The following is a 13,246-nucleotide window of genomic DNA, read 5'->3' as shown; positions in this document are numbered from 1 at the left end:
TATGTTTTATCAATATTCTTTTTAAATTATATCAAACATAAATAAAAAGCACCTCAAATTAATCTGAGGTGCTAATCAAAATTATTTCTAAAAAACGAGGCTGTCTAAAATTAAATATTGACTTTTTGCCTTTCTGACATCAGCGAAAATAAAACGATTAAGATACTTTCCAACATTTTATTTCGCGGAATAATATTTTTAAAAACAACCCGTTTATTGTTATCGAAATTTGTTCAGAATTTAAAAAACATTCTTTTCCCAAATTTCGCTCTTAGATATAGGATGAAATCCATAATCTTTTCTGATTAATTAGTAAAGATCTTGTATTAATTATTGTAATTATCCGACACCCAATACGTTCCGTTGCTTGTAATGGTAACTTTATTAAGATTCGCTCCCCAAGCTATCTGATAGTTGGTAACTGCCGGTAATCCGTAAGCAAACTGTCCGCTGTTGGCTGTATTATAAATCGGATAATTTGTCCAGATATAAGTATATGCTCCGGAAGGATAATTCGCTTCATAAGAATTGTTGTAAATTTTCAGTTGTCTTCCTTTGCATGTAGCAGGATCCGGCAAGATGAAATTAGCTGCTGCATTGATTCCTAAAGGAAGTGTGTAAGGCGTTGAATTTCCTATGGAAACATTAAAACCAAGCGCATTGGTAGATTTAGCCTGCCATTCTATCAGATAATCATCAGATTTAACGATATATGGAGAGGAACCTGCCTGATTATTATTGGCATTAAATGTTCCTCCTGCACCCACAATCTTATAATCCACAAAAACAGCTCCTGATCCTGAACCTCCTACACAGTTCCATGCTGAACCATCAAACAGGGAAAGACATTTTTTGGTAGTATCATACACAATCATGCCGCGCTCTGAAGCAGATGCTCCCAAAGCATTGATTTGTGCCGAGGTAAGTCTTGTAGGTAAAAAACCTTTATCTGTAGCAGATAATTCTAAAAGCGCTTTGCTGTTTTCTGTATTTTTATCTCCGATGGTAACAGATCCGCTGTTATGGATAAAAGTACCATTGCCGGTTGAAGGCTGATTTTGAAAATAGGCAATTTTAGTATCATCCAGTCCACTGTTGTATACTGCTTCTGTACCTATTGCAATTTTTTCCACAGCTATTCCCGACTGAGCTTCTACATGAGATACTGATGATAGTGCAAATGCACCTGCAATGATAAATAATTTCTTCATTTTTTGTTTGATTTTTATTTTATTTAACGATAAACTTGGTTTGATACTGGTTTTGAGCATCCTTAATTGTAAAAATGTATAATCCCTGATTCAAAGGATTGATTCTGATTTCCTGTACTCCTCTACCGACAGTATTAATGTTTGAAAGAAGCTGAACTACATTTCCTGCTGCGTTATAAATTTTTATCTCAGCATTTTTGTAAGACTCTCTTGAAGAGAGCTGGAGAATCCCCTGCTTTGCCTGTGAAGCTGCTAATTTGGTAGTTTCTGTATTTACCAAATCCTGAATATCTTTCTCTTTTCCTCTGCTTATTTTCAGAAGACCAACTTTTCCTTCAGTTGAAGATGTTTTATTACTTTGATGTAGTACTGCGGTAAACAAAATTCCATTACCGTTTTCATGCTCTTTATTCGCAGGTAATTTAAGTTCCTGCAGTTTTGCAATACTTCCTTTTAAATTCGTAATGTCTTCATCGGTAAATAATTCGCAGGCAGCTTTTGTCGTGTTAAAATTGCTTATTTTTAATACTACCAAATGATCTTCATTATAATTAAAAGTATTTGCAGGATATGCTTTGTTTTCAGGATTATTGCTGTCTGCTAAAGTAAATACAAATTGTTTTCCCACATTTTTTACCGCCAGTTGTACAAAGCTGTTTCCTTTATACATGGAAGTTGGTACTTTCAGATCCAGAAGATGAAATTCTTTTTTTTCATCAATTTTCGAAAGGTTAAGGATAAAAGAAACCAGCAAGGTATTTTCTTCTTTGGAAACGTTGGTATAAATGTTTTGTAAAGCTCCCAATTCCCCTATTACAAAGTGTTTTTGCGTAGTTCCATAACCCGGATATGCCATCAGGTTTTCCGCAAAAAGCCCTTCGTTTATGCTTTTAGCGATCTTGCCACTCGTTGTTTTTGTAGTGGCGTACTTTTCGTAATTTTCTGTTTTCAGTGTCTGCTGGGCAAACCCTAGTGAAGAACATACTAAAAGTACGAATACATATTTTTTGTTCATAAAAATTATTTTAAAAAAATTCTGTTTTATAATTTCTTAAAATCAAGAATGTTACATTTTTTTACAGATTATTCTGTTTCTGTTTTAAATTCAGAAAGTTTCAAAACATCAGAAAAATCAAGGCTGTGTTACTACAAAAAAGTTACTGTTTGGGGTAAAAGTATAGGTCTGATTGGTAGATCCGCCCAGTGTAATATTAATTTCCGGATAATACGTACTGCCGTTCGTTAAATAGGCTGCGAAAATATAGGTTCCGGTAATTGTGGTTCCCGAAGTATTGATAGACTGTGATGATCCTGAAACTCCGTTTATGGCAAAACTGATAACCGGTGTAGCTCCCGTTCCGCTTCTCGTAAAATTATACGCAATAGAAAAAACTCTTACTCCGTCGCCTTTTGCTGTAAATTTCCCTGTTGAAATATCAAATTCATTTAAATTATCTGCCACCTTTCCACCGAATGTTTTATTGTTTAAAGCAATCTGTGTGGTAGAAGAAGTTCCGGCAGTAATCACAAAACTCTGTGTTCCTGTATTGGTTGCCGATGCTCCGGATTTATCCACTGTTGTAGGTTCCCATTGCGAAGTTGTACCATTATATTTGAGGTATTGTTTATCTGTGGGTACGGCTGTACTTACATTGGCTCCCTGCAACTGATTGGCATTCCATAAAGGAGCCGTATTATTTACCGTAACCGAAGTATTTGCTCCGTTTACAACAGCACTTGTTCCGTTAGTAATGGTTACCGGATTTGTAGCCGTGGAAGAGCTTGTACCTGTATTAAGATCATTTCTGGTGATAGCGATTGTGGCTGTTCCTGTAGAAGCACTTACTGTGATGGGAGCTGTTGCAGATAAACCCGTAACACCTGTATTTGATAATGTTCCGGCAGATAATCCCAATCCTGATCCCAGTGTAATATCATTCAATTGCCCGTTTGCATCTGCTCCCAAGACTTTTGTAGCAGTACTTGCCGTAGTATTGGATACCCTTGCTGTACCCGCAACATCTAATGTAGCTACAGGGTTTGTAGTATTCCCAATTCTGGTATTCCCAAATAAAATGTTGTTGTCTGCATCTGATTGATAAATACCATATTGAGAATCTGTACCGTTTATAGTACCAATGTACAAACCGTAACCATTCTTAACCTGAGAAGCAGAAACTTCCGAACGCAACCCTATGGATTGAGTACCTGTACCATAAGTCCCCGATGAAATAAAACCCTCTACACCAATTCCATTGCCAGAGATATTACCTCCAGTAAGCAGACCTCTTACTCCATAAATATTGGGAACAGAAAAATTTCCTGCCCCCCCAACTTGTGCTTTTAATCCCGCAACATAGCCTGATCCAGATACAGTTCCTGCGTTATTAAAAGTTCCATCATAAGCAGCGGTAAAAAGACCTGGAGTTGCAGTAGTAGTTGTTGTACGAATAGTAACTGTACTTGCATTACCACTAATGGTTTGTCCGCTGTATGTAGCTCCATTATCTAAAAATAAATTTTGAAAAAGACCTCTTATGGGAGCTGTTCCTCCACCACGAAGGACGTCAAACAAATACGTTCCAAAATAATTGTTATTGACAGCTCCTGTTACAACCGAGTTGAAGCGTACATTTGCCGTTCCTGAATTTCCAGCTGGAATACTGGTAATTTCGTTCCCAACGGCAAAACTGCTTGGAAGGTTTTGATAACTAGTCGAAAGTGTAGCTGTTCCTCCAGTCCAGTTTCTATCAGCATCTTGAACATTGGGCGATGCAGATCTGTCTAGGATATTTCCATAATGTACGTGACCATTGCTGTTCTTTACACGCATAATCTCGCTGTTATTTACTTTAACCTGAAAATCTTGAGCATCTGTGGTTCCTAAAAATTGAGTTCCAGAAGGAACAGGATTGGTTCCAGAATTCCCAGTAAGTGCCCAGAAATTTCCATTGGCAACACCAGTTCCATTGACTACTTTCTGCCAAACCTTATTGCTATCGAAATAGTAATATCCTTCTGAGGTTACGTTTATTGTTTTTGTCGTAGTAGGATTTGCTGCTGCTGTTGCATACACCAAAGTTCCTATTTGTGGAGTATCATACAAAGCATCTTTTGCTTTCAATTCATCTCCTGTAAGACGTGGAGCAAGAATTCCATCTGCAGCATTTACGTCTGTTGGATTTCCAGCAACATCCAATGTTGCATTGGGGGATGTGGTATTGATCCCTACTTTTCCGGGAGATGTCTGTGCATTTGTTAAAATTCCGGTCATGGATAATACCATTACGAGTACAATTTTTCTATTCATGTTTTTTTATGATTTCCTTATTTAATTCAAATAATTTGATTGAGATCCGATAGTATCAACAAGTAAGCTGAGAGGATGTAGAAGAATTAAAAGTTGGGCAAAATTATCATTTATCGTTCTTCAAAATAAACGAATGATTCAACAAATTACGATTTTATATAATAAAAAAACAACATCAAAAAATTGAAAATCAACAACTTAAACCCATCAATATAATTTTTTATTCTCCATGTATTTTCGGAGTAAAAAAGACCTGAAAATTTCAGAATATTCCATAAAATCCGAATTAATGGAATACATTTTTTTTTAAGAATTAATCTTTTTAAAGAAATTTGCTTCGGTTAAAAGCTCACTCTTTTTATTAAACTATTTAAAGTAATTTCAGAGTTAATCAAAAAAGATCATTTAACATTATGATGAGAATTTCCAAGGTTCTCAGAAGAAAAAAATCAGAAGTTTTTTTACTGAACTTCTGATTCTTTATTATTAAAAAAACACAAATTATGGCTTATAAATCTATTCACATTGGCACACTCATACATCAGAGGGTAAAAGAGAGCAATATGGATATGAAGAGAATTACACATTTTTTTAAGTGCTGTGAAGAGCAAATTCAAAAACATTTTGAGAGTAAAGACATCCGATGCGAAGATCTGCTGAAATGGTCTAAGCTGTTAGAATATGATTTTTTCAGGATTTACTCGCAGCACCTGATTTTGCATGCGCCCCAGAGAAATGTAAATTATAACAAAAGATCTTCTGGGAAAACCTCGTCTTTACCACAATTCCGGAAAAACATCTATACCAAAGAGATTATTGAGTTTATTCTGGAAAAGGTAAATAACGGAAAAATGTCTAAAAATGAAATTATGGATCAGTATAATATTCCTAAAACCACCTTATATAAATGGATTTACAAACATGATAAAAGTCTCATCAGGCAAAATGAAACATCAATCACATAAAAATGCAGACCATATTACGCGGCGTCAGCTTAAAGAAAAAAGCAAACAGGAAATCATTCATCTTTTAGGAGAAAAAAATTTAGCCCATTCTGAAGAAGATCTGTGGATTTATGTGGAAAGAAAAAAAATAATGAAGAAAGTTCTGTATGTGTATTTTGAAAATGAAAAGGTAAGTTTTACAGTAGAAAGATATTATTATTGGTATGAAAGAATTAAAAAAACCGAATTATAAAAGAATTTACAATGATCTGTTGTCTGAAAAATATCCCGAAAAAAAGGAAAAATGCACAAAGCTGCTTTCCAAAAAACATCTGTCTTTTGTAGACATTATAAGACTGAATGAGCTTATATTCGGTAAGAACAATGAAGCTTTTAATCAGCAATACCGTTCCTACGACAAAAAAACAATATCTGAGATTCTTGAATATCAAAAAAAGAATAACCTCAACAATAGCCAGCTTGCCTCTCATTTTAAAATGAGCAGAAATACCGTTACAAAATGGAAAAAAATAAAAAAAACACTTCATATATAACAGCGTCCTGATTTGTTGACCAATACATGATTTCTGAAACAGCAGGACAAATTAATTCAACCTCAAAGTTGCAATTAAAAACCAAAAGAGGACTGAAATGGATCAGTCCTCTTTTAATTTATACACTGTAAATCAATACACAATCATTGATTTCTTTTATTCCAGTTTGTAAGAATTTCCGTCCCAACTATACACTTTAGTAGCCTTTTTCTTCTTTTCACGATCTTTTTCATCCTTTTCCATTTCTTCCATTTTAAAGATGAAAGCATTGGGAATTCCGCCTTTGTCATTCGGGAAGACAAATTCTTCAGAATGGTAATAAACATCGGCATCACCAACATTCATTAATTGTGGTAAAGCAATCAGTTTTTTATCTTTAAACAAAATATATTGATCATAACTTGGAATTCCACAAGCCTCACCTGAAACAGTGGCTTTTAAAGTCAGTTCAACATTTTTCAGCTTATGATTGCTTTCCGTTGCAAAACTTCCGTAGCTTAAACTTTCTCCCGAACCTGTTTCAAAAGAAACCTCATCAATCAGCGTATTCCCTTCCATAACTTTTACAGAAGCGTAATTCTGCTGAATGCTTCCGTCAAAATCAGGATTTTTCTTCGCTAATGTTTTGGTGAGACCGAAAAGAAAATCGTAGCCATTCTTATTTCTATATCCTACACAAAGATTTCCGCCCCAAACGTAGCCTTCTGAAGTTGAATCGCCTTTCTGATAAGAAATTTTAAACCAGTTCGCTCTTCTTTCACCTAATTTCAGGATCGTTTCGTCTTTTTTAATAATTAAAATCTGCTGATTGCTCTGCAAAGAATCTAAAATTGGAGAACTAATATTCGGAGACTGTCTTATTCTCGTCCAATCCGTGAATATTTTCTGTGTTTTATTTTCTTCAAAATCGAAAACTCCGTTTGCGTACACGTAATCGTCTTCCTGCGCAGAGAAAATCTGAACAACGAATACAAGCAGAATGGTGAAAAAGGTTTTCATAAGATTTGGTTAAAACTGAGGTTAAGATTAAGGCTAAGATTGAGGTTTAGGCTAAGTGAAAAATGTGATTATTTATTTTTCAAGCAGCAAACTTACCCACTCTTCTCTCTGAAGTTTTTTTGTAAGCGTTAAACCGTTTTCTTTACACACTTCAAGAATATCATCCACATCGAAGAAACACAATCCGGAAAGCAGTAATTTCCCACCTTCATTTAGTACAGAAACATACGTTGGAATATCTGAAATTAAAATATTTCTGTTGATGTTTGCCAAAATAATATCGTAATGTTCTTTGCCTAAATTTTCTGCAGTTCCCAGCTCAATATCCAGTTCCACATTATTTCTTACTGCATTTTCTTTGGAGTTTTCCACCGACCATTCATCAATATCAATCGCTTTGGTTTCTCCGGCTCCGATCTGTTTTGCATAAATTGCCAGAACCGACGTTCCACAACCCATATCCAGAACTTTTTTACCTTTAAAATCAATATCCATCATCTGCTGAATCATCAGATGCGTTGTCGGATGATGACCTGTTCCGAAAGACATTTTCGGCTGAATAACAATTTCGTGCATTCCCGGAACTGATTCATGGAACTCTGCTCTGATCAAGACTTTATCATCAATATTAATAGGCTCAAAGTTCTTTTCCCACTCTTCATTCCAGTTGATGTTCGGCATTTCCTTAAAAGTGTATTCAATTTTTACCTCATCATTCTGAAAAAGCGGCAACGTTTTCAGCTCTTCTTCAATAAATAAATCTTTCTGAATATATCCTAAAATACCATTGATTTCTTCCGTAAAACTGTCGAAACCTATCTCAATAAGTTCTGCCATTAATATTTCGTTCCACGGCTGAAGCGGTGTAATTTTGAAATCGAATTCTAAATAATTTTGCATGTGAATAATTTGTTGCAAAAATAAAACTACTTTTTTGATTTATTGGAATATTGCTGGTTTTGTTTTTAAAGCGATCAGTTTTGTTTTTAACACAAAGTCCGCGAAGATTTTTTTTAATAATGTACTGCATATTCTTCGTTCGCAAAGGCGTTTCACTCAGCAAAGGTGACACGTTTACTTTGTCATTCTGACGAAGGAAGAATCTATCTTTTTTATTTACTAAAACATTGCTGATCTTGTTTTTAACACAAAGAGCGCGAAGATTTTTCTTTTAAAACCTTACTGCTTATTTTTAAGTTCGCTAAGGCGTTTCACTTAAATAAGCACGCAAAGCATTTTTTTAAACTTATCCTTCAGTTTGCCTACAAGTTCTTAATCCTTCTTAACTGCTTAACTGTTCTTAATGGTTTTCTTTTTAAACGCAATAAGCGCAAAGGTTAATTTGAAATTATTGAAAACATTTTTCGTTCGCAAGGGCGTTTCACTTAGCAAAGGTGACACGTTTACTTTGTCATTCTGATGAAGGAAGAATCTCTATTTTTTATTTCTGGAATATTGCTGTTCTTGTTTTTAACGCAAAGTCCGCGAAGATTTTCTTTTAAAAACTTACTGCATATTTTTAAGTTCACAAAGGCGTTTCACTTAAATAAGCACGCAAAGCATTTTTTTAACTTATCCTTCAGTTTGCCTGCAAATTCTTAATTCTTCTTAACTGCTTAAATTCTCTTAATGGTTTTCTTTGTCATTCTGACGAAGGAAGAATCTCTATTTTTTATTTCTGGAATATTGCTGGTTTCGATTAGTTTTGTTTTTAACGCAAAGTCCGCGAAGATTTTTCTTTCAAAACTTACTGGATATTTTTAAGTTCGCTAAGGCGTTTCACTTAAATAAGCACACAGAGAAATTTTTATTACATTCTAATTATTTTTAAGCTTATCCTTCAGTTTGCCTGCAAATTCTTAATTCTTCTTAACTGCTTAAATGTTTTTAATGGTTTTCTTTTTTAAAAGTAATAGGTGCAAAGCTTCTTTGAAATTATTGAAAACATTCTTCATTCGCAAGGGCGTTTCACTCAGCGAAGGCGACACGCTTACTTTGTCATTCTGATGAAGGAAGAATCTCGACTTCTGACGGAAGAAAAATCTGTTGTTTATTGATTAGAGATTCTTCACTCCCACTTCGTTCCCGTTCAGAATGACAGATTTCCCGCAGAAAAAAAGCGAACCGAAGTCCGCTTTTTACAATAGTTTCATATCTTGAGTCCGAAAAAATCCAGAACTCAAAACATTAAACTTTCAATTTTAAACTTTAAACTTTAAACTTTAAACCAGTTAAGGATTTGTAGAGAAAATAGAACCGTTTGCGATCAATGCTCTTCTGTTCATTTTTAAAATATCTCTTACCCATTCTGCAAAATCTTCCGGCTGAAGAACTTTATCAGGATTTCCGTCTGTTAAACCGCCCTGAATCGACATATCTGAGGCAATCGTGCTCGGTGTTAAGGTAATCACACGGATATTCTGTTTTCTCCATTCTGCCATCATTGATTGAGACAGGGAAACAACTGCTGCTTTTGAGGCTGCATAAGCCGACATATTCGGTCCGCCTTTCAGACCTGCAGTAGACGCAACGTTTACAATATCTCCCTCTCCTTTTTCTTTCATGAAAGGATAAACTGCTTTTGCTGCATAATATACTCCGAAAAGATTGGTTTTAATCACCTGTTCCCAGGTTTCGGAAGGCATTTCTTCGATAGAACCGAAATCTCCGATCCCTGCGTTGTTAATTAAAATATCAATACCACCTAACTGCTCCGCAATGGATTCGATCCCTGCTTTTACATGAATTTCATTATCAATACTGAAAACCGCATAAGCCGATTTTACTCCCAGTTTCTGGATTTCATCGACTACCATTTTAAGGTTTTCTTCATTTCTTCCCGTAATGGCTACGTTTACTCCTTCATTTGCCAAAGCTAAAGCTACTGCTTTTCCCAATCCTCTTCCACCTCCTGTAACGATGGCATTTTTTCCGTTTATATTCATTTTTAAAGAATTTTTTATTCGTTGATGCAAATTTACGAAACATTAGCCGAGCTAAAAATCCGTATTATGATTAATTTATAAATAACCGCTTATGTTTAAAGCAAAACCGACTCCAAAGTAGAGCCGGTTTCTTTGAAAGTATAGTAATAAATGAAAATTAAGGAATAATAATCTGGTTCTGTACCTCAAATTCTTCTGTGGCAGAGAACTGGTTTCCATACATATCCGTTGCTCTTACCTCAACTTTATGCTTTCCTAAAGAAAGTTTTTTCGGGAAATCTCCGGTCCAGATGTGTTTTGAAGATTCCGGATTAGAAGGCCTTCTTCCGGGGAAAATATTCTGCGTAGTATCCCATTTGAAAACCGACATCGCAAAACTCGGATCTACGGTTTCGTCATACTGCATTTCTTCCCATTTTTCGCCGTCTATTCTGTATTCTACTTTGTCTTTTTTACTTCCTATGAAGAAGTTTGCCAGAACTTTAGCAGACGTTTTTGAAGGGAAAGGAACTACTTTCGGAACATATAAATTGATCTGATAATCTTCCGGTTTTCCGGCAGTTTTGTATTTTACTTTGTATTCGTTATCGTTAAAGCTGATGAAAGAATATCCTTTTGCTGTTCCGTCTCTCATTGTAGAAGTAGGCAATCCCAAATCATCAGAAGTTCCGGACCACCAATCGCCGCAGGTTGTTCCTACATTGTATTCATGAAGATCTTTTGAACCGTTCCATCCTGCTTTTTTCCCGTAAAAAAGCTGCTGCTGAACGTGAGTATGCGCCGAAAGCAACAAAGCATTTTTAAACGGAGCAATGTTATCAAATAATTTCTGGCGGTCTGCGTTTCTGAAGTTGTCTTCATTTTTATGCTCAAGAGGAATATGGAAAGAAACAACAATCAGTTTATTTTTATCTACCAGTTTCAGATCGTTTTCGATAAACTGCATCTGATCTTCACGGAAACCGCCCCAATATCCTTTTCCGTCGCGCGGATCGGGGTACAAAATATCATCCAAGATAATAAAATGCACATTTCCATAATTGAAGGAATAATTTGCAGGTCCGAAATTGGATTCAAAAGTCTCATCAGAAAGCATATCTTCTTTCGCTTCGTAGTTCATGTCATGATTTCCCATCACGTTATACCAAGGAAGCCCGATTTCTTTCATCACGTCTGCATAAGGTTTTTGCAGGCTTAAATTATCTCCTACCAAATCTCCGAGACTGATTCCTAACACCGCATTTTTCTTCGTGCTTTTTACTTCGTTTACAATGGCTCTTCTGAAGTAATCCAATTGTTTTTCCGTGTAAGGCTGCGGATCTCCGAAAACCAGAATATCAAAATTTTTGCTTTCGTTCTGTTTATTTAAGGCAAAATTAATTTCTTTCGGAAGCTCACCTGTAGGCGCAGAACCTTTGTATTTAAAATCTGTGGGAGAACCTTTGGGTTTGTACTGATAATAATATTGAGGAAGATTGTTTGCATTTAGAGGAGTCATATAGCCGGAAGGTTTGATAACAAAAATGGTCTGTCCGTCCTGAACAGGCAGACTGTATCTTCCGTTTTTATCGGTTAACACAACCTGAGCTCCGTTGGAAACCGCCACTCCTTCAATTCCTTTTTCTTTGTTTTCCTTCTTCAGGTTTTTGTTGCTGTCTTCGTACACATATCCCGAAACAGAAGTCTGTGAAAATGCCATTGCTGAAATTAAAAGACAAGGCATTAAAAATTTTATGTTCATTGTATTGATATTTACATTTAAGTTTTGGCTGAAGCCAATCTGATTATTTTTCTGAAAATCGGGCTAAAGCCCGATCCTAAGGATAAGTTTATGGTTTATTCCACCACATTTTAACATTGATATTGTCTCCACCCATTGCCTGAACTGCTGCATTGTAATTAGCTGTGTTCATTACTTTGGTCTGGGTAGGATACATAAATCTTACCGGCATCTGTCCGTTGTTCTGAAGTCCGCCGTTGTTTGGTAAAACCGGGAATCCTGTTCTTCTGTATTCGTACCATTGCTGATGGTCTACAAAGAACAAGGAAATGTATTTCTGAAGCATAATTCTTTCGAAAGTTCCGTTGTAAGCCACATTAGTATTCGCAAAATAATTGGCTGGAACGGTTGCTCCCCATTGTTCAATAATCGATTTTACTCCGTTTTCATAATAAGTCTGGGTATTTCCTGTAATAATTCCTTTGAAAGAAAGCTCTGCAAGGATAAACTGAACCTCAGAATACGTCATGATTAAATCTTTCAACGGCGCTTTTGCCAGATTCTGGTTAAAATTCGAAGGCTGATAATTAAAAGAACTTCCCAAAGCATATCCTGAAGGAGCGCCTTTGTAACCGATGTTCGCATTCGTTGCCAGATCTTTTGCCTGTGTGAAGAACATGCTCATTCTCGGATCATTATTGTTTTTCATGGCATTCACAAAAAATTCTCCTGCTGCTCGGTATGCTGTAAAATCCTGCGGTCTTGCGATCGGCGGAAGATAGGGTGAAATTCCTGAAATGGTTAATAAAGCGCTGTCTGTATTGTTCTGGAAAATAGGATATGTGGCAGGATTGCTTACAATTTCCTGAATTCTTTCATGAACATTTACTTCTCCGTTTCTTTTCAGAATTCTCGTTAATAATCTTAATGATAAAGAATTACAGAACTTTTTCCAGTTAACGATTCCCGTCACATTATTATTGGCATTATAGAAAAGATCGGTTTCCGTTAATGTTTTCGTCGTATCGAATAAGCTGTTTGCTGTTTTAAGATCATTTAAAAGCTGAACATAAATCTCTTTCTGGCTGTCGTATTTCGGGGTAATGATTCCCTGATCGATCTTTACGGCTTCAGAAAAAGGCACATCTCCGAAAGCATCGGTAAGATTGGAGTAGATCCACGCATTCAAAACCATGGAAATCGCCAGATAATTGTTGTTCTGCTCTTTTTTGGCAAAAGTTCTCAGGTCATTCACCTGCTTCAGCCATTTGTAAGAGGTATTCCAGACACCGTTTCCGCTTCCTTCCGTCATGTAATATCTGCTGTACGTATTTCCTTCATTCGGAAAATCCAGACCGATCTGCATGATATCGAAAGTAAAATCATTAGCTCTGCTGTATCCGTAGTTTGCCATTTCGTACTGAATGGGAGCCAGAAGGCTTCCTACAGACGGATTGAGAATTTTACTGGTATCTGTGTTGATTTCTTCAAAATTTCTGTCGCAAGAATTGAAAATAAAAAGTGAAGCAACCAAAGCTATGTTGATGAATAATTTTTTCATTT

11 protein-coding genes are annotated in these 13,246 nt (G+C 35.8%); 3 read left to right on the top strand and 8 right to left on the bottom strand.

The features are described 5' to 3' along the window. Positions 1 to 326: 326 nt before the first annotated feature. The 3 genes from H6W52_RS13335 to H6W52_RS13325 all read right to left on the bottom strand — a co-directional run bounded on the left by H6W52_RS13335 (position 327) and on the right by H6W52_RS13325 (position 4,521). Positions 327 to 1,211: a hypothetical protein gene (locus H6W52_RS13335; RefSeq protein ID WP_123891989.1), complete on the bottom strand. Its 885-nt coding sequence runs from the start codon at positions 1,209 to 1,211 to the stop codon at positions 327 to 329. Between the two features lie 19 nt (positions 1,212 to 1,230). Next, complete coding sequence (locus H6W52_RS13330; protein ID WP_116098905.1) at positions 1,231 to 2,226, bottom strand: T9SS type A sorting domain-containing protein; 996 nt, start codon at positions 2,224 to 2,226, stop codon at positions 1,231 to 1,233. A gap of 117 nt (positions 2,227 to 2,343) precedes the next feature. Next, the gene (locus H6W52_RS13325; RefSeq protein WP_087706859.1) at positions 2,344 to 4,521 is read right to left on the bottom strand and encodes a beta strand repeat-containing protein; all 2,178 of its coding nucleotides are present in this window, start codon (positions 4,519 to 4,521) and stop codon (positions 2,344 to 2,346) included. Positions 4,522 to 5,024: 503 nt separating this feature from the next. On the opposite strand from H6W52_RS13325, the gene H6W52_RS13320 reads away from it, so the two are divergent. Genes H6W52_RS13320 through H6W52_RS13310 form a run of 3 tightly spaced genes read left to right on the top strand, consistent with a single transcriptional unit; the run spans position 5,025 to position 6,019 of the window. Continuing rightward, positions 5,025 to 5,486, top strand: coding sequence for a transposase (locus H6W52_RS13320; protein WP_087706857.1), 462 nt, complete (start codon positions 5,025 to 5,027; stop codon positions 5,484 to 5,486). Further along, the gene (locus tag H6W52_RS13315) at positions 5,467 to 5,718 is read left to right on the top strand and encodes a hypothetical protein (RefSeq protein WP_116096301.1); all 252 of its coding nucleotides are present in this window, start codon (positions 5,467 to 5,469) and stop codon (positions 5,716 to 5,718) included. The genes H6W52_RS13320 and H6W52_RS13315 overlap by 20 nt, the downstream gene beginning before the upstream one ends. Next, positions 5,690 to 6,019 carry a helix-turn-helix domain-containing protein gene (locus tag H6W52_RS13310; protein WP_116096303.1) on the top strand — a complete coding sequence of 110 codons (330 nt, stop codon included), beginning with the start codon at positions 5,690 to 5,692 and terminating at the stop codon, positions 6,017 to 6,019. The genes H6W52_RS13315 and H6W52_RS13310 overlap by 29 nt, the downstream gene beginning before the upstream one ends. Positions 6,020 to 6,175: 156 nt before the next feature. Here the strand turns inward: H6W52_RS13310 and H6W52_RS13305 are convergent, their stop codons facing one another. From H6W52_RS13305 to H6W52_RS13285, 5 genes are all read right to left on the bottom strand, one after another. Then, positions 6,176 to 7,018, bottom strand: coding sequence for an SH3 domain-containing protein (locus tag H6W52_RS13305; protein WP_116096305.1), 843 nt, complete (start codon positions 7,016 to 7,018; stop codon positions 6,176 to 6,178). Positions 7,019 to 7,090: 72 nt separating this feature from the next. Beyond that, complete coding sequence (gene prmA, locus H6W52_RS13300; protein WP_116096307.1) at positions 7,091 to 7,918, bottom strand: 50S ribosomal protein L11 methyltransferase; 828 nt, start codon at positions 7,916 to 7,918, stop codon at positions 7,091 to 7,093. A 1,331-nt stretch (positions 7,919 to 9,249) separates the two neighbouring features. Then, positions 9,250 to 9,963, bottom strand: a complete 714-nt coding sequence (locus H6W52_RS13295) for a 3-ketoacyl-ACP reductase (protein ID WP_116096309.1) — start codon at positions 9,961 to 9,963, stop codon at positions 9,250 to 9,252. A gap of 157 nt (positions 9,964 to 10,120) precedes the next feature. Further along, positions 10,121 to 11,704, bottom strand: coding sequence for a calcineurin-like phosphoesterase C-terminal domain-containing protein (locus H6W52_RS13290; protein WP_116096311.1), 1,584 nt, complete (start codon positions 11,702 to 11,704; stop codon positions 10,121 to 10,123). Between the two features lie 88 nt (positions 11,705 to 11,792). Continuing rightward, positions 11,793 to 13,244 (bottom strand): SusD/RagB family nutrient-binding outer membrane lipoprotein, encoded by a 1,452-nt coding sequence (locus H6W52_RS13285; protein ID WP_116096313.1) that lies wholly within the window; start codon positions 13,242 to 13,244, stop codon positions 11,793 to 11,795. Positions 13,245 to 13,246: the final 2 nt, after the last annotated feature.

The sequence above is a fragment of the Chryseobacterium sp. C2(2020) genome (genome assembly GCF_014218915.1).
Classification (GTDB): Bacteria; Bacteroidota; Bacteroidia; order Flavobacteriales; family Weeksellaceae; genus Chryseobacterium; species Chryseobacterium mucoviscidosis.
Note: the sequence above shows the minus strand (reverse complement) of the source record. Positions and strands in the feature narration are given on the sequence as shown.